This window comes from Saccharothrix saharensis, assembly GCF_006716745.1.
Lineage (GTDB): Bacteria > Actinomycetota > Actinomycetes > Mycobacteriales > Pseudonocardiaceae > Actinosynnema > Actinosynnema saharense.
This window is the reverse complement of sequence record NZ_VFPP01000001.1, coordinates 8,205,625-8,221,437: the sequence shown is the minus strand read 5'-3', so window position 1 is coordinate 8,221,437 and position 15,813 is coordinate 8,205,625. Positions and strand designations below refer to the sequence as shown.

Here is a 15,813-nt window from a genome sequence, read left to right as displayed (position 1 = left end):
GCGGGGCCCGTCGCGTGTGGCGGGTGTCACGAGCGCGTGCGGCACGGCGGGCTTCGCCGACCTGGTCGACACCTACGGCGAGGCGGTGCCGCCCGTCGAGCTGGACGTGATCGACGAGGCCGCCGTCGTCGACGGTGTGCGGCGGGCGGTCGAGCACTTCGGCCGGCTCGACGTGGTGGTGAACAACGCGGGTTACGCCCAGGTCGGCGCGGTGCAGGAGCTGAGCGGGCGGGAGCTGCGGACCAGTCGGAGACGCTCGGCAGCCCGCCGGCGACCCCGCCGCGGCCGCCCGAGCGCTGCTCAAGCTCGTGGACCTGCCCGAGCAGCCCCTGCGGGTCCTCTACGGCACGGCTTCCACCCGACGATCCGGCAGGCCTACGAGTCCCGGCTGAAGATGTGGGACGACTGGCAGGACCTCTCGGCCGACGCCCAGGGCGGCACCGCGCCGACCGACGCCTGACGCCGGCCGGACCGTCAGATGAGCCCCCGGCGGTACGCGGCGACCAGGCGTCGCGGCACGGTCAGCTTGCGGCCGTCCAGCGTGGTGACCGGGACCAGGTCGGGCGCGGTCGCCTTCCACCGCGCCCGGCGGTGGCGGGTGTTGCTGCGCGAGGTCTTGCGCTTGGGCACGGCCATCAGCGGGACCTCTTCCCGTAGCGGCGGTTGAACTTCTCCACCCGGCCCGCGGTGTCGACCAGGCGCTGCGTGCCGGTCCAGAACGGGTGCGAGTCCGCGGTGATGTCCACGGTGATGAGCGGGTAGGTGTTGCCGTCCTCCCAGACGACGGTCTTGCCCGACGTGGCCGTGGACCGGGTGAGGAACGCCTTCCCCGTCGACAGGTCCTGGAAGACCACCGGGTGGTAGTCGGGGTGGATGCCCTGCTTCACAGCTCCTCCATCTGGTCGTGCGGCCCGACGGCCGGGGCACCACTCTAACGGAAACGATTGTCGTTTCACACTGTGGCGTCGGGTGACGGAACGCACTCCCGGCCGGGAACAGCGGACCGCGCCGGACCGTTGTGACCAGTGGTCGGTGCGGTCCGTGTCCCCGGGCCTCACCCATCGCCTTCGCGGAATACCGTCCGGCTGGAGCCGCGTCGAGCCACTCGCCGAGAGGCGACCGCCGCGCCGACCCCCTTGCCGGCCTCCGGCCGCCGCCCCTCCCCCCGGCGCGGCCGGAGGCTGCTCCCGCTCCGGTTCGCCCGCACCGGCGGGGGGTATGCCCCACGGCATGCGCACCGTGACGGACGTGGTGAAGCGGCGTCGGCCGGACGGGTTCGAGCACGAGGTCACCGCCGGGGTCCACGCCGGGGTGCTGGGCGCGTCCGACGCGCCGGACGTGGTGTGCGTGCACGGCCTGGGGTGCTCGCACCGCTACTTCCTGCCACTGGCACGGCGGCTCGCACCCCGCGCGCGAGTGGCCGCGCCCGACCTGCCCGGCTTCGGCCGCACGCCCGGCCCGGCCGAGCCGCTGGACGTGCGCGGGCTCTCCCGCGCCCTGGCCGACTGGCTGCGGGCGACCGGGCGCGGCGGCGCGACGCTGGTCGCCAACTCGGGCGGGTGCCAGGTGGTGGTGGACCTCGCCGCGCACTCCCCCGACCTGCTCGGCCCGGTCGTCCTCATCAGCCCCACGATGGACCGGCACGCCCGCTCGGCGGTGCGGCAGCTCGCCCGGCTCGCGGCCGACATCCCGCGGGAACGGCCGACGCTGCCGTTCGTGGTCGGCCTCGACTACCTGACCTGCGGGCCGCGCCGGATGGCCGCGACGTTCCGCCACCTGCTGGACGACCCGATCGAGCACAAGCTGCGGCACGTCCGCACGCCGACCGTGGTCACCCGCGGCAGCCGCGACCCGATCGTGTCCCACGAGTGGGCCGCCGAAGTCGCCGGGTTGCTGCCGGACGGCCGGCTGGTCGAGGTGCCCGGCGCGGGCCACGCCCTGAACTACTCCGCCGCCGACGCCCTCGCCGACCTCGTCCGGCCCCTGCTGTCGCACCGTCGGCCGAACGACTCGTCGACAACCGGGTGACGACCTGGTCGTGGCGCCACCGCCGGCGTACCGTCGAAGGTGTCCAGCCGCACGACCACCCAGCGCGGAGCGACGATTCGGGTTGAGCAGAAGCTCGGTTGTTGGTTCTCGTACCAGCCCGAGGAGTGCCCGATGGGCGAGTTCGGCAACGACACCACCACCCCCACCACCACCCGGGTCCACCACCACGGCGGCGTCGCCGTGGTCGAGGTCGCCGGTGAGATCGACATGGCCTGCGACCAGTCGATCCGGGCCGCGGTGGCCGACCAGCTCGACCGGCGGCCCACCGGCCTCGTCCTCGACCTGACCGGGGTCGACTTCTTCGGCTCGACCGGCATCCAACTGGTGGTCGAGACGGTGGTGGAGGCCGCGGACCGCGGCGTGGCGCTGGCCGTGGCGACCGACCGGCGTGCCGTCCTGCGGCCCCTCGAGATCACCGACGTGCGCCGCCTGGTCACCATCCACCCCACCGTGCGGGACGCGCTGGCGGCCGTGCGGGTCGACGACCTGTCCACACCCCTCCGGTAGCCGGGGACCGCCCACCGCGCCCACCCCGCGAAGGCGCGGTGCGCGGGCGGCCACCGCGTGCCGACCGTACGCGGGTGCGGGTCGTCCCGCTGTCGGGTGAACGCCCGACAGCGACGCCTCATCCCGGGGTGTCGGACCGGTTGAGCTCGGCGAGCGTCACGAGCCCGTCGTCCAGCGCCCGGCTCACCAGCTCGCTCTTGGTGCGCGCCGTCCGCCCGGCGTTGGCGTACTTCACCCGCGCGCGGGCGATGTGCGTGTCGACGGTCTTGACCGTGATGTTGAGCTTGGCGGCGACGAGTTCCTTGGACGACGAGGTGAACCACGCCCGCAGCACCTCCGCCTCGCGCGGCGACAGCCGCGGCCGGTCGGGTGCGTCGTCCGCGGCCAGCGCACCCGACAGCGACGGCGCGGTGTACGGCAGGCCCTGTGCGGCGGCGCGGAGGGCGGGGATCAGGTGGTCCAGGCCCTCGCGCTTGGTCAGGTAGGCCAACGCACCGAGGTCAACGCACTTGAGCGCGGTGGCCGCGTCCGCGTGCTGGGAGTACACGACGACGCGCCGACCGTGGTCGACCAGCCTGCGCAGCTCGGCGAAGTCGGGCCGGCCGGGCACCAGCTCCAGGTCGAAGACCACCACGTCGGCGGCGGCGCCGGGCCCGGTCCACACGGCGGCGAGCCTGGCTCCCGCGTCGACCAGGTGGATCGGCGGCACGGCCTGCTCGCACCAGTACCGGACGCCCGCGGTGATCGCCGCGTGGTCGTCCACGATCACCGCCGTGATCACGCCGTCGGTTGCCACGTCGCCTCCACCCAGGTCGTCGTGCCGTGACCGAGCAGCTCGACCCGCACGCCGGGCGTCGACGGGCGCGGCGGCACGACGTCGTCGCAGTCCGCGACGACATTGACCGACACCAGGTCGTCGTCGCCGACCACCGTGACCCTCGCCCACGACCCGGCGGTGGCCAGCGCGGTGAGCGCGGCGTCGGTCAGGTCGCGCCGGACGGCGACGGGCGGCGTCGGCCAGTGGCCGCGCGCCTCCAGCTCCACCACGACGCCCTTGCGGTCGGCGATGTCCGCGCAGTGGCGCAGTTCGTGCAGCAACGGGTTGGTCACCACGTCGGTCTCGGCGCACAGCCGCCGCACCCGCGCGGCCTCGATCGCGCTGCGCCGCTGGACCGCGGCGTCCTCGGGGCTGAGCGAGCCGTCCGCGAGCCCCGCCAGCAGCGGGATCGTGCCCGCGGACAGCTCGGCGAACCGCTGCTGCCTGCGCCGGTGGGACTCGGCCGCGACGGCGTCCGCGGTCCGCACCCGTTCCACGACCGCGCACGCGGCGGCCGCCTCCGCGCCGAGCCGGTGCAGCACGGAGGCCACCACGGCGACGCACAACGGGAAACCGATCACGTTGACCGAGCCGGTCGCGAGCCGGGCCAGGTCGCCCTTGTCGACGTCGGCGACCAGCAGCAGGTTCACCAGGGCGATCGACTCGTGGGCCGCCAGGAACGCCACCACCGTCCACAGCGGGCGTTCCAGCAGCACCACGAGGCCGACCCAGTTGGCCGCGCCGAACGCCCAGTCCACCGCGGACGCGGTGCGCCCCTCCGGCAGCGTCACCGTGGCCAGCGCGAACGCCGCCAGCACCGCCGCGACGGCGAGCGGGCCCCACCGCCCCCACGATCGGCGCCGGGCCAGCAGCACGGCTTCCACCGCGATCACGGCCGCCAGCACCGCGAACGCCGCCACCTGCGCGAGCGGCAGGTCGTGGGACTCCCAGCGGCGCACCAGGTTGCCCAGTCCGAGCCCGCCCACGACCACCGCGCCGACCAGCGCGGTCGCCACGCGCAAGCCGAACAGCAGCTGCGCCCGCGCCTGGTGGCCGACGACGTCACTCACCGCCATCACCCCACTCCAGCCGGACGACGGTGCCCGTGCCGAGGGTGGACCGGACCGTCGCCGTGCCGCCGATGCGGCGCAACCGGCCGTGCACCGACTCCCGCAGCCCGCGCCGCGTGGCCGGGACGGCGTCGGGCGAGAACCCCCGACCGCGGTCGGCGACGTCGAGCGCGAGCCGCCGCTCGTCGCCGCCGAGCCGGATGGACGCCCGCGAGGTGCCCGCGTGCCGCCGCACGTTGTTGAGCGCTTCCCGGGTCGCGTCGGCGAACACCGCCGCCACGTCGGACGGCAGCACGAGCCGTTCGGGGGCGTCCAGCTCGACGTCCAGGTGCACGGCCTCGACCTCGGCGTGCAGCAGCCGCACGAGGTCGGTGTGCCGGGCACCGCCGGTGCCGCCCGAGCGCAGCCGGTCCAGGTCGCGGCGCGCCTGCGCGGCCAGCCAGGCGCTGTCCTCGCGCACCTGCCCGCTGCCGACCATCAGCAGCGTCGCGGCGGCGGTGTCGTGCAGCGACGCCGCGAACTCGCGTTCCTCGGCGCGCACGGCGGCGGCGACCGACGACTCCCGCTCGGCCCGCGCCGCGTCGGCGGCCATCCGGTCGGCCCGTTCGGCGGCCCGCCGGACGAGGAGCCACGCGGCCCGGGACAGCGCGGTGGCGACCAGCACCCACGCCTGCGAGAGCACCACGTCGCCGTCCGCGCCACCCGTGGTGGTGACGACCAGCATCGCGCCGTCGACCACCAGGGCCGCGGCGACGCCCGCCCGCGGTGAGGTGTGCCACTGGTAGGTCACGCACGCGAACGTGACGAGGAGCCTGATCCAGCCGACGTTGCGGTGGTCGATCGCGTCGGTCGGGTACGCGCTCAGGCACACGCCGAGCAACACCACCACGTCCACGACGACCGGCGCGGTGCCGGGAGTCCTCGGCAGCCACCACGCGTACGCGCAGGTCCACAGCGCGGCGACGCCGATCGTGACCGCGGTCGCCGCCAGGTGCTCCGGCGTCACCCGGAGCAGGGCGATGGCGCAGACGGGCAGCAGCGTCAGCAGCCGCACCAGCACCGCGTACCGCCGGCCGAACCGCCGCAGCACCAGTTCCGCCTGCCCCGGCACGCCCCCACCTCGCCCCGCCCCCCGAGCACTCGTGCGGAACGGCACGTTACCGGCTCCCGCTCGCCGGATGGGGCGTTTCAGGCACTCTCGCAGGTCGGGACCTCACCCCAGCGGATGGTCGCGGTCCCGCCGTCGGGCGGGTCCACCTCCGTTACGCCGAGGTGCACGAGGCTGACGTGGACCACCGTCCCGGTGGGCCGAGGCAGCGAAGCGGTCCCCGACCGCCCCGACCGAGCGACCCCGGCCGCACGACGTCGTCGGCCGCACGACGTCGCCGGCACCGTTCACCGGTCAGTCGCGGATCTCGCAGACGACGTCGCCGCCCGAGACCGTCGCACCCACGAGCGCCGCCAACCCGGTGACCGTCCCCGCGCGGTGGGCGTGCAACGGCTGTTCCATCTTCATCGCCTCCAGCACGGCGATCAGGTCGCCCTCCGCCACCTCCGCGCCGTCGCCGACCGCGACCCGCACCACCGTGCCCTGCATCGGCGCGACCACCGCGTACCCGCTGACCGCCGCCTTCCCCCGCCCGGCCGCGCGGCGGGGCGGCCGGGGCACGGGCGCGCCGCCGAGGGACGCGGGCAGCGTCACGTCGAGCCGCCGTCCCCCGACCTCCACCACGACGGTCCGCCGAGCCGGCGCCTCGACGTCACCGGACGTCGCCTCGAACGGCGGGACGGCGTTGACGTACTCGGTCTCGATCCACCGGGTGTGCACGTCGAACGCGTCGTCCCGGCCGTCGAGCTCCGGGGCGAACGCCGCGTCGCGCACGACCGACCGGTGGAACGGCAGGGTGGTCGGCACGCCGTCGACCTCGAACTCCAGCAACGCCCGGTGCGCCCGGCGCAGCGCCTGCTCCCGGGTGCTGCCGGTGACCACGAGCTTGGCCAGCAGGGAGTCCCACGCCGGGCCGACCACCGAGCCCGCCTCGACCCCGGCGTCGACGCGCACACCGGGACCGCCGGGCACGACCCACCGCGTGATCGTCCCCGGCGCGGGCAGGAAGCCCCGGCCCGGGTCCTCGCCGTTGATCCGGAACTCGATCGAGTGCCCGCGCGACGGCACCTCCTCGTACCCCAACGGCTCGCCCTCGGCGACGCGGATCATCTCCCGGACCAGGTCGACGCCGGTGACCTCCTCGGTCACCGGGTGCTCCACCTGCAACCTGGTGTTGACCTCCAGGAACGACACCGTGCCGTCCTGGCCGACCAGGAACTCGCAGGTGCCCGCGCCGACGTACCCGGCCTCGCGCAGGATCGCCTTGGACGCCGACACCAGCCGCTCGCGCTGCCGATCGGTGAGGAACGGCGCGGGCGCCTCCTCCACCAGCTTCTGGTGCCGTCGTTGCAGGCTGCAGTCCCTCGTCGACACGACCACCACGGTCCCGTGGCGGTCGGCCAGGCACTGCGTCTCGACGTGCCGCGGCCGGTCGAGGTAGCGCTCGACGAAGCACTCGCCGGACCCGAACGCCTGGGTCGCCTCGCGCACCGCGGAGTCGAACAGCTCCGGGATTCCGGCCATCGTCCGCGCGACCTTCAGACCGCGGCCACCACCGCCGTGGGCGGCTTTGACGGCGACCGGCAGCCCGTGCGCGCGGGCGAACTCCAGGACCTCGCCCGGCCCGGTGACCGGTTCCGGTGTGCCCGCGACCAGCGGAGCACCCACGCGGTGCGCGATGCGGCGGGCCGCTACCTTGTCGCCGAGCGCGCGGATGGCGTGCGGCGGCGGGCCGATCCACAGCAGACCCGCGTCCAGCACGGACTGGGCGAAGTCGGCGTTCTCGGACAGGAAGCCGTAGCCGGGGTGGATCGCGTCCGCCCCCGACCGCTCGGCCGCCCGCAGCACCTTCGCGCCGTCGAGGTAGCTGGTCGCGGGCAGGTCGCCGCCGAGGGCGAACGCCACGTCGGCGGCGCGCACGTGCGGCGCGGCGCGGTCGGGGTCGGCGTAGACGGCGACGCTGCGCAGCCCGGCGTCACGGCAGGCCCGCGCCACCCGGACGGCGATCTCGCCCCGGTTGGCGATCAGGACGGTGCGTGCGGTCATCGGTGCCCTCCGGTGTGCGTCAGGCTCTCCAGCCCGGCAGTGGTCTCGACGTCCACCCCGGGCCGTGACCACGCGGCCACGGCGCGGCGGTGGCCGCCGTCGGTCGTTCCGCGCGGTCGCGGAGCGCGGCGAGCAGCACCGCGGTCAGCGCCGCGACCTGCTCCGGTGTCGGGTCGCCGCGCACCACCCGGATGCCGGTCACTGCGGCTGGTTCCCGTGCTTGCGGACGGGTTGCGGCACGTGCTTGGCGCGCAGCATCGCCAGCGCGGCGATGAGCCGCGGCCGGGTCTCGGCGGGGTCGATCACGTCGTCCACCAGACCGCGTTCCGCGGCGTAGTAGGGGTGCATGAGCTCGTCGCGGTACTCCTCGACCCGCGCGCGCCTGGTGCGGGCCGGGTCGTCTGAGGCCTCGATCTCCCGGCGGAACACCACGTTCGCCGCGCCCTCCGCGCCCATCACGGCGATCTCGTTGACCGGCCAGGCCAACGACAGGTCCGTGCCGATCGACCGCGAGTCCATGACGATGTAGGCACCGCCGTAGGCCTTGCGCATGATCACCTGGACGCGGGGCACGGTCGCGTTGCAGTAGGCGTACAGCAGCTTCGCGCCGTGCCGGATGATGCCGCCGTGCTCCTGGTCGACGCCGGGCAGGAACCCGGGGACGTCCACCAGGGACACCAGCGGGATGTTGAACGCGTCGCACGTCGTGACGAACCTCGCCGCCTTCTCCGAGGAGGCGATGTCGAGCACGCCCGCCATGGCCGCGGGTTGGTTGGCCACGATGCCGACGACGTGACCGTCCAACCGCGACAAGGCGCACACGACGTTCGTCGCCCAGTTCTCGTGCACCTCGAAGAACTCGCCGTCGTCCACCACCTCGGCGATCACCGCCCGCACGTCGTAGGCGCGGCTCGGGTCGGCGGGCACCAGGTCGAGCAGCGCGTCACCGCGCCGGTCCACTGGGTCGGTCGACGGCACGTGCGGCGGCAGCTCGCGGTTGTTGGCCGGGAGCAGCGACAGCAGGTAGCGCACGTCCTGCAAGCAGCTCTCCTCGTCGTCGTAGGCGAACCCGGCCACGCCCGACACGGTCGCGTGCACGTCCGCGCCGCCGAGCCCGTCGTGGCTGATCACCTCGCCGGTGACCGCCTGCACCACGTCCGGCCCGGTGATGAACATCTGGGACGTGTCGCGGACCATGAACACGAAGTCGGTCAGCGCGGGCGAGTACGCCGCCCCGCCGGCGCACGGCCCCATGATCACGCTGATCTGCGGCAGCACGCCGGAGTTGCGCACGTTGCGGGTGAAGATCCCGCCATACCCGGCCAGCGCCGTGACGCCCTCCTGGATGCGGGCGCCCGCGCCGTCGCACAGCCCGACGATCGGCGCGCCGGCCGCCTCCGCCAGGTCCATCACCTTGTGGATCTTCTGCGCGTGCGCTTCGCCGAGCGCGCCGCCGAAGATGCGGAAGTCGTGCGCGTAGGCGAAGACCGTGCGGCCGTGCACCAGGCCCCAGCCGGTCACCACGCCGTCGGTGTGCGGCCTGCGCGCCTCCAGGCCGAAGCCGGACGCCCGGTGCCGGCGCAGCGGTTCCACCTCGGTGAAGCTGCCCTCGTCGAAGAGCAGGTCGATCCGCTCGCGGGCGGTGAGCTTCCCCTTGGACCGCTGCGCCTCGGTGGCCTTGGCGCTCGGTCCCTCGTGCACCCGCCCGCGCAGCCGGGCCAGTTCCGCCGTCCGCTCCCGCAGGTCGGGCCGGCGCGCGGCGGTGTCCGCGAGGGACCTGTCGTCCAGGATCGTCATGTCCACCCCTTCCGGTCGCACAGTGCGGTGGAGTCTCAAGCGGGCCGCTCCAGGCGGACTCGACGCTCCCTGGAGCCGAGCGCGGCTCCACCGCCGTTCCAGCGCCGCCGCCGAGACTTGCCCGCACCTCGACCGGAAGTGGTGATCAGCGTGGCGGTCAGCAGTGCGGTGTTCCGAGACCTGTTCGGGTCGTTCCCCACGGCGGTGGCGGTGGTGACGACCGTCGACGCGGACGGCGCGCCGCGCGGCTTCACGTGCAACGCGTTCGCCGCGATCTCGGCGGAGCCGCCCCTGCTGCTGGTGTGCGTGGACCGCCGGTCCCGCACGCTGCACGCGCTGCGCTCGTCGAAGGGCTTCGTGCTGCACGTGCTCGGCGACGGCGGGCAGGCGACCTCCGAGCTGTTCGCCGGGCGGTCCGAGCACAAGTTCGCCGGCCTGCCGTGGCGACCCTCCGCGGTCGCCTGCGGCGCGCCGGTGCTGTCCGGCACCACGCGGGCCCACGCGGAGTGCACCGTCGAGCGGATCGTGGAGGCCGGTGACCACAGCGTGGTGATCGGCCTGGTCCGGCACGCCGAGGTCACCGACCGCGACCCGCTGCTGTACCAGCGCCGGTCGTACGCGGTGTGGCCCGGCGTGCCGGCGCCCGTGCGGTGACGCCTCAGGCGTGGCAGACGGGGAGGGACCCGTGGTACTCGACCAGTTCGCCGAACATCGTGGCGACGTCGAGCACCGCGCCCTCCTCCGCACCGGCCGCTTCGGCGTACGCGCGGTGCAGGTTCGGCACCAGCCGTTCGCGGTCCAGCAGCTCGGCGAACTCGCCGAGGTCGGCCGCGCGGGCGGTCTCCAGCGGTGTCAGGCCGGCCGCGATGCCGTCCTCGGCGAGTCCGCGCACCCACCGCAGGTAGCGGTCCGCGGTGTCGAAGACCTCCGGGCCGCACACCGGTCCGTGCCCCGGAACGACGGTCTCCGCGCCGAGCGCGCGCAGCTTCGCCGTGACCGCCAGTGAACCGGAGACCGACCCCGTCATCACGAACGGCGTCACGCCGGCCATGAGCAGGTCGCCGGCGAACAGCACCCGCTGCTCCGGCAGCCACACGGCGGTGTCGTTGGTCGTGTGCGCCACGCCGAGGTGCAGCAGCTCCGCGGTGGTGGCGCCGACGGTCAGCGTGAGCCGGTCGCGGAAGGTCAGGGTCGGCAGGACGACTTCGAGCCCGCCCCAGCGCACGTCCGGCCACAGCCCGGTCAGGTGCAGGCCGATCTCCGCCATCTCCGCCCTGGTGCGCTCGTGGGCGACCACCAAGGCTTCCGGGAAGACGAAGTTGCCGAACGTGTGGTCGCCGTGCGAGTGGGTGTTGACGACCACCCGCGGCGGTGCGGGCGTCACGGTCAGCACGGCCTCGCGCAGGCGGGTGGCCCGCGCCTCGGTGGCGGCGGTGTCGACCAGGGCGGCGTCGCCGCCGGACGTGATCAGCCCGGCGTTGTTCAGGCACCACCCGCCGTCCGGCTGGACGTGGGCGAAGATGCCGTCGGCGACCTCGTGCAGCGCGGTGCGGGAGGCGAGGGTCATCCGCGGAGCATCGCCGGTCCGGGTCGTGATCCACTCGAATTCCGCTCAAGCCGGGATCGCGGTGGTACCGTGGGCCGCGCCGGTGGATAGGCGAAAGTCATCCGATCGGACCAGTGCGGTAAACCATCCGTGTTTCCCCACGCCGTGGACATATCGTCGGCCAATTCGCGTGTTCCGCAGAGTTGCGCTTTCAGCGCAGTGCGTGACGGAGTCGAGGTCGCCACCTGAACAGCGGAAAGGTGGATCCGGACAGATACCCGAGATCATTGCGCACAACCCGTTGCGGGATTCACAGACCGTGGCTAGTGTGACGCTGCGGAGTCACGTGGGGAGGACTCGCGGAGCCGGTTTCGGGGGAAACCGACTCGTATCAGGCACTGGGGGGATGAGTGTTCCAGTTCAGGCTGCTCGGACCGATTGAGGTCATACTCGCCGACGGCAGGGTGATCGAACCGAGTTCCGAGAAGATCTGCAAGGTACTGGCGATTCTGTCGTTAAGGCGGGAAGTGACCAGCGTCGAACTGCTGGTCCGCGAACTGTGGGACGACAAACCGCCGCGCAGCGCGCTCACCACGTTGCAGACCTACGTCTACCACACCCGTCGGATGTTCGAGCGCGAGGCGCTGACCAGGGACGGGAAGCCGCTGCTGGTCACCAGGCCGCCCGGCTACGAATTGCGGGTCGAGGTCGACGAGGTCGACGCCACGCTCTTCGAGCACTCCGTCGCCCGGGGTCGGTCGCTGCTCGACGCGGGTCAGGCGGCCGACGCCGCGCGCATCCTCCGGGAGGCATTGGCGTTGTGGCGCGGACCGGCATTGGCCAACATTTCCGGCGGTGACGTGCTGCGGGGGCACATCAGCCACCTCGAGGAGTTGCGCATCCGCGCGCTGGAACTGCGGATCGAGGCGGACCGCGCGTTGGGCCGGCGTCGTGACCTGATCCCCGAACTGCGCGCGCTCGTGGTCGCCTACCCGCTCAACGAGTGGTTCCACTGCCAGCTCATCCACGAACTGCGCCACGGCGGCCGGCGGGCCGAGGCGTTGCAGGCCTATCAGGACCTGCGCCGCATCCTGGACGAGGAACTGGGGCTGGAACCGATGGCCGAGGTCCGCCGACTGCACCTGGACCTGTTGGCGTCGAGCGCGTGATCCGTCCGGTCGCCGATCACCACCACGGGCATTGAACCGGACATTGCGCATAAAACCAGATATTCGTGATGAGAAACGTGCGGCGGCTCCGTCGGGAATCCCCGGCGGAGCCGCCGCACGTTGCGGGCCGGACGACCGGTCAGCCGGTGCTCGGCCTCGGCGTCCAGCCCACCTTCTTCAGCCAGTGCTCCAAGGTCGCCAGCCCCGGGTACCGGCTGCGCAGCGCCGGGATGTCGGCGGTGTAGCCGATCCGGTTGAGCCAGTCGTACGCGACGGCCTGCCACGGGTTCGTCCGCTCCAGCTCCGCCATCGGGATCGACTCGAACCGGGTCGGCATCCCGGTGTGGCGCTGGAACACCGCCGCGATCTCGTCCCCGGTCAGCTCGTCGCCGGCCAGGTCGACGTTCGCGCCGACGTAGGTGTCCGGGTCGTCGAACGCGTCCGCGGCGAAGAAGCCGTTGTCCGCGGCCGAGATCATCTGCAGCGGCACGCCGTCGGCGAGGCCCCGGCGGTAGACCAGCTCGTCGCCGACCAGGGTCGGCGGGAACATGTCGTTGGCCAGGTTCTCCATGAAGTACGCCGGCCGCAGGAACGTCGCGGGCAGGCCGTTCTCCCGGATCCGCTCCTCGATCCGCAGCTTCGCCTCGCGCCAGTGCACGCCTTCCGGCCGCTCCGCGCCGCCGACCGAGCTGTGCACGAAGTGCCCGACGCCCGCGTCCTTCGCGACGTCGGCGACGAGCTTGCCGTGCCGCTCCTCGCCGGGCACCCCGGCTTCGCCGAGCGGCGTCTGGACGCTGAACACGCCGTACGCGCCGGCCATGGCGGCGCGCAGCGAGTCCGCGTCGTCCATGTCACCGCGCACCAGGGTCGCGCCCGCGGCCCGCAACGCCCTGGCGGCGGGGCGGTCCGGGTCGCGCACCAGCGCGTGCACGGACCAGCCGCGCTCCAGCAGGTGGCGGGCCGTCGAGCCGCCCTGCTTGCCGGTGGCGCCGAACACGAGGATCCATCTCTCGTCTGTGGGCAACGGTCTGTCCTCCATCGGTTGGCACGTTTGGCTTCGCCTGTCGCCCCACCGTGTCACCGACCGCTGGAAGCCTGGTGGAACACCGATCGACCCGCCACCGGCAGCCCGGGACCTCAGTCGGCGACGAGCACGACCTTGCCGCGCACGTGCCCGGTCTCGACCTCGCGGTGCGCCCGCGCGGCCTCCGAGAACGGGTACGCGCGCTGGATGTGGATGCGCAGCCCGCCCGCCGTGTAGAGCTCCGCCAGCTCGGCCAGCCGCTCCGCCGTGCGGGTGCCGCCGAGCATGGCCACGCCGTACTGCCTGCTGCCCAGGTAGTCGCCGATGGTGCCGACCCGCTCCCGGTCCTCGACCAGTTCGAGCGACGGCGCGATGGCGTCCCGGCTCGCGGCGTCGAGCGCGGCGTCGACGCCCTGCGGCGCGACCTCGCGCACCCGCTCGACCAGGCCGTGGCCGTAGGTGACCGGGATGGCGCCCAGCTCGCGGAGGTAGTCGTGGTTGCGCTCGCTCGCCGTGCCGACGACCGTCGCGCCCCACGCCCGCGCGAGCTGCACGGCCATGGTGCCGACGCCGCCCGCCGCGCCGTGGATCAGCACGGTGTCGCCCTCGCCGACCTTCAGCGCCGACAGCGCGATGTGCGCGGTCTGCCCGCACACCGACAGCACCCCGGCCTCCTCCCACGGCATCGCGGGCGGCTTCGCGATCACCTGGTCGGCGCTGACCGCGACGACCTCGCCGCACGCGTTCATCGTGGTGAACGCGATGACCTCGGCGCCGACCTCCCAGCCGGTCACGCCCTCGCCGACCTCGTCCACCACGCCCGCGAACTCGTTGCCGACGGTCTGCGGGAACGTCACCTCGACGTACCCCTTGACCGCGCCGCGCCGCACCATCGTGTCGAAGGGCTGCACCCCGGCCGCCCGCACCCGGACGCGCAACTCCCCCGCGCCCGCGTGCGGCTCCTCGATCTCGATCGTCTCCAGCACCTCCGGTCCCCCGTAGCTGGAGAAGACAACCGCCTTGGACATGGCACTCCTCTGTTGTTGTGATCGCGGCACGTCAGCGCTCACCGGTGGGCGCCGGCGCGCTGTCGGGCTTCCACGACCGACCGCTGTTAGGGGCTCCCCCGCCCCAGGCGTTCGCCGCGCCGGGCGGCGGCTTGCCCGGCAACCACCGGAACACCACCGCCGCGCCGATCAGCGCCACGATCGCGGCGCACAGCGAGCTCACGTGCATGGCGGCGACGAACGAGTCCTTGGCCGCGCCGATCAGACCCCCCGCCTGGTCGGCCGCGCCCGCCGCCGCGGCGAACGTCGCCTCGATCGACTCGCCCGCCGCCGCCCGCCGCTCCACCGGCAGCACGCCGAGCGCGTCGCCGATCCCGGACCGGTAGGCGGCGCCGAGCACCGAGCCGAGGACCGCCACCCCGAGCGCCTGCCCGACCTGGCGCACGGTGTTGTTCATGGCCGAGCCGACACCGGCCTTCTCCCGCGGCAACGACATCATGATCGACACCGCGGCCGGTGGCATGACGTTGGCGATGCCCGTGCCGAGCACGAAGAACACCGGCAGGATCGCCCACAGCGGTGTCCGCTCGTCGATGAGCACGAGCGCCCCCATCGCGACCGCGACGACGAGCAGGGCGACCGAGCAGACCGCCTTGGGCCCGAACCGCGCCGCCACGCGCGCGCTGAGCGGACCGAAGACCATCATCGCCACGGCCAACGCCAGCGTGCACGCACCCGCCTGCAAGGGCGTGTAACCCCGCACCGACTGCATGTAGAACGCGCTGAAGAACAGGAAGCCCGCCATCGCGAACGACACCAGCCCCACGGCCGCGATGGCGACGGTGAAGGCCGGCTCGCGGAAGGAGGCGATGTCGAACGCGGGCTGGGCGGTGCGCCGCTCGTGCCGCACGAACAGCACCAGCACGGCCAGGCCCGCCACGATCGTCAGCCACACCTGCGGCGCGGCGAAGGACGCCAGCCGGCCGCCCTCGATGACGCCGTACACGATCAGCACCAGGCCGACGACGGACAGCAGCATGCCGACGACGTCCAGCTCGCGGGCGCGCGGCGCGCGCGACTCGGGCACGACCAGCGCCACCGCGATCAGCGTCGCGGCGACCAGCGGCACGTTGATGAGGAAGATCGAGCCCCACCAGAAGTGCTCCAGCAGCACGCCGCCGGTGATCGGGCCGAGCGCGAGGGCGACCCCGATGGCCGCGGTCCAGACGCCGATCGCCCTGGCCCGCTCCCGCGCCGGGAACACGGCCGCGACGATGGCCAGCGTGCACGGCATCACCGCGGCCGCTCCGACGCCCATCACGCCGCGGGCGACGACCAGCTGGACCGCGTCCTGGGAGTAGGCCGACCCGACCGACGCCAGGCCGAACAGCGCGAGCCCCAGCGAGAGCACCCGCTTGCGCCCGACCCGGTCGGCCAGGACGCCCCAGCTGAACAGCAGCGCGGCGAACACGAGGGTGTAGGAGCTGAGCGCCCACTCCAGCTCGCTGTGCGTCGCGCCCAACCCCCGGGTCGGGTCGGCCAGCGTCTTGAGGGACACGTTGAGGATGGTGGTGTCGATGATGATCGCCATCAGGCTGCCGACCAGCACCGCGAGGATCCGCCACCGCCTCGGGTGACCGAGGTCCTGGTTCACTTCGTCTCCTCGTTTCCGT

17 protein-coding genes are annotated in these 15,813 nt (G+C 73.5%); 5 read left to right on the top strand and 12 right to left on the bottom strand.

Going from position 1 to position 15,813, the window contains the following annotated elements; genetic code table 11:
• The first annotated feature begins 16 nt into the window (after positions 1-16).
• A complete protein-coding gene (locus FHX81_RS37290; protein WP_246108159.1) occupies positions 17-460 on the top strand; it encodes a Clr5 domain-containing protein in 444 nt (147 codons plus the stop codon).
• A gap of 14 nt (positions 461-474) precedes the next feature.
• Here the strand turns inward: FHX81_RS37290 and rpmF are convergent, their stop codons facing one another.
• Both rpmF and FHX81_RS37280 read right to left on the bottom strand, forming a co-directional pair.
• Positions 475-636, bottom strand: a complete 162-nt coding sequence (gene rpmF / locus FHX81_RS37285) for a 50S ribosomal protein L32 (RefSeq protein ID WP_141983163.1) — start codon at positions 634-636, stop codon at positions 475-477.
• Positions 636-887 (bottom strand): type B 50S ribosomal protein L31, encoded by a 252-nt coding sequence (locus tag FHX81_RS37280; RefSeq protein ID WP_141983162.1) that lies wholly within the window; start codon positions 885-887, stop codon positions 636-638. Before FHX81_RS37280 ends, rpmF begins: the two co-directional genes overlap by 1 nt.
• Before the next feature lie 343 nt (positions 888-1,230).
• On the opposite strand from FHX81_RS37280, the gene FHX81_RS37275 reads away from it, so the two are divergent.
• Together FHX81_RS37275 and FHX81_RS37270 are read left to right on the top strand one after the other, a co-directional pair.
• The gene (locus tag FHX81_RS37275; protein ID WP_141983161.1) at positions 1,231-2,028 is read left to right on the top strand and encodes an alpha/beta fold hydrolase; all 798 of its coding nucleotides are present in this window, start codon (positions 1,231-1,233) and stop codon (positions 2,026-2,028) included.
• 132 nt (positions 2,029-2,160) lie between these two features.
• Complete coding sequence (locus tag FHX81_RS37270) at positions 2,161-2,556, top strand: STAS domain-containing protein (protein WP_141983160.1); 396 nt, start codon at positions 2,161-2,163, stop codon at positions 2,554-2,556.
• 118 nt (positions 2,557-2,674) lie between these two features.
• Here FHX81_RS37270 and FHX81_RS37265 read toward each other — a convergent pair whose 3' ends face one another.
• The 6 genes from FHX81_RS37265 to FHX81_RS37240 all read right to left on the bottom strand — a co-directional run bounded on the left by FHX81_RS37265 (position 2,675) and on the right by FHX81_RS37240 (position 9,394).
• Positions 2,675-3,352 carry a response regulator gene (locus tag FHX81_RS37265; protein WP_141983159.1) on the bottom strand — a complete coding sequence of 226 codons (678 nt, stop codon included), beginning with the start codon at positions 3,350-3,352 and terminating at the stop codon, positions 2,675-2,677.
• Positions 3,334-4,443 carry a hypothetical protein gene (locus tag FHX81_RS37260; protein WP_141983158.1) on the bottom strand — a complete coding sequence of 370 codons (1,110 nt, stop codon included), beginning with the start codon at positions 4,441-4,443 and terminating at the stop codon, positions 3,334-3,336. Before FHX81_RS37260 ends, FHX81_RS37265 begins: the two co-directional genes overlap by 19 nt.
• Positions 4,436-5,554 carry a sensor histidine kinase gene (locus tag FHX81_RS37255; RefSeq protein ID WP_141983157.1) on the bottom strand — a complete coding sequence of 373 codons (1,119 nt, stop codon included), beginning with the start codon at positions 5,552-5,554 and terminating at the stop codon, positions 4,436-4,438. The genes FHX81_RS37260 and FHX81_RS37255 overlap by 8 nt, the downstream gene beginning before the upstream one ends.
• Before the next feature lie 291 nt (positions 5,555-5,845).
• On the bottom strand, positions 5,846-7,597 hold the full coding sequence (locus tag FHX81_RS37250) for an acetyl/propionyl/methylcrotonyl-CoA carboxylase subunit alpha (protein ID WP_141983156.1): 1,752 nt from the start codon (positions 7,595-7,597) through the stop codon (positions 5,846-5,848).
• 19 nt (positions 7,598-7,616) lie between these two features.
• Positions 7,617-7,799: an acyl-CoA carboxylase epsilon subunit gene (locus FHX81_RS37245; RefSeq protein WP_141983155.1), complete on the bottom strand. Its 183-nt coding sequence runs from the start codon at positions 7,797-7,799 to the stop codon at positions 7,617-7,619.
• On the bottom strand, positions 7,796-9,394 hold the full coding sequence (locus FHX81_RS37240) for an acyl-CoA carboxylase subunit beta (RefSeq protein WP_141983154.1): 1,599 nt from the start codon (positions 9,392-9,394) through the stop codon (positions 7,796-7,798). The genes FHX81_RS37245 and FHX81_RS37240 overlap by 4 nt, the downstream gene beginning before the upstream one ends.
• A gap of 150 nt (positions 9,395-9,544) precedes the next feature.
• Between FHX81_RS37240 and FHX81_RS37235 the strand changes: the two genes are divergently transcribed.
• Positions 9,545-10,048, top strand: a complete 504-nt coding sequence (locus tag FHX81_RS37235) for a flavin reductase family protein (RefSeq protein WP_141983153.1) — start codon at positions 9,545-9,547, stop codon at positions 10,046-10,048.
• Positions 10,049-10,052: 4 nt separating this feature from the next.
• Here the strand turns inward: FHX81_RS37235 and FHX81_RS37230 are convergent, their stop codons facing one another.
• On the bottom strand, positions 10,053-10,961 hold the full coding sequence (locus tag FHX81_RS37230; protein WP_141983152.1) for an MBL fold metallo-hydrolase: 909 nt from the start codon (positions 10,959-10,961) through the stop codon (positions 10,053-10,055).
• A 506-nt stretch (positions 10,962-11,467) separates the two neighbouring features.
• Here FHX81_RS37230 and FHX81_RS37225 point away from each other — a divergent pair.
• Complete coding sequence (locus FHX81_RS37225; RefSeq protein WP_246108158.1) at positions 11,468-12,109, top strand: AfsR/SARP family transcriptional regulator; 642 nt, start codon at positions 11,468-11,470, stop codon at positions 12,107-12,109.
• A gap of 139 nt (positions 12,110-12,248) precedes the next feature.
• Here the strand turns inward: FHX81_RS37225 and FHX81_RS37220 are convergent, their stop codons facing one another.
• The 3 genes from FHX81_RS37220 to FHX81_RS37210 all read right to left on the bottom strand — a co-directional run bounded on the left by FHX81_RS37220 (position 12,249) and on the right by FHX81_RS37210 (position 15,794).
• A complete protein-coding gene (locus FHX81_RS37220) occupies positions 12,249-13,133 on the bottom strand; it encodes an NmrA/HSCARG family protein (RefSeq protein ID WP_141983150.1) in 885 nt (294 codons plus the stop codon).
• Positions 13,134-13,246: 113 nt separating this feature from the next.
• Positions 13,247-14,161, bottom strand: coding sequence for an NADP-dependent oxidoreductase (locus tag FHX81_RS37215; protein ID WP_141983149.1), 915 nt, complete (start codon positions 14,159-14,161; stop codon positions 13,247-13,249).
• A 31-nt stretch (positions 14,162-14,192) separates the two neighbouring features.
• Positions 14,193-15,794: an MFS transporter gene (locus tag FHX81_RS37210; protein ID WP_141983148.1), complete on the bottom strand. Its 1,602-nt coding sequence runs from the start codon at positions 15,792-15,794 to the stop codon at positions 14,193-14,195.
• Between the last annotated feature and the right edge of the window lie 19 nt (positions 15,795-15,813).

What these genes read in the sequence shown, in the direction of transcription:
- FHX81_RS37275 (WP_141983161.1), top strand. Translation starts at nt 1,231, where the DNA reads ATGCGCACCGTGACGGACGTGGTGAAGCGGCGTCGGCCGGACGGGTTC.
- FHX81_RS37270 (WP_141983160.1), top strand. Translation starts at nt 2,161, where the DNA reads ATGGGCGAGTTCGGCAACGACACCACCACCCCCACCACCACCCGGGTC.
- rpmF (WP_141983163.1), bottom strand. Translation starts at nt 636, where the DNA reads ATGGCCGTGCCCAAGCGCAAGACCTCGCGCAGCAACACCCGCCACCGC.
- FHX81_RS37230 (WP_141983152.1), bottom strand. Translation starts at nt 10,961, where the DNA reads ATGACCCTCGCCTCCCGCACCGCGCTGCACGAGGTCGCCGACGGCATC.
- FHX81_RS37215 (WP_141983149.1), bottom strand. Translation starts at nt 14,161, where the DNA reads ATGTCCAAGGCGGTTGTCTTCTCCAGCTACGGGGGACCGGAGGTGCTG.
- FHX81_RS37240 (WP_141983154.1), bottom strand. Translation starts at nt 9,394, where the DNA reads ATGACGATCCTGGACGACAGGTCCCTCGCGGACACCGCCGCGCGCCGG.
- FHX81_RS37250 (WP_141983156.1), bottom strand. Translation starts at nt 7,597, where the DNA reads ATGACCGCACGCACCGTCCTGATCGCCAACCGGGGCGAGATCGCCGTC.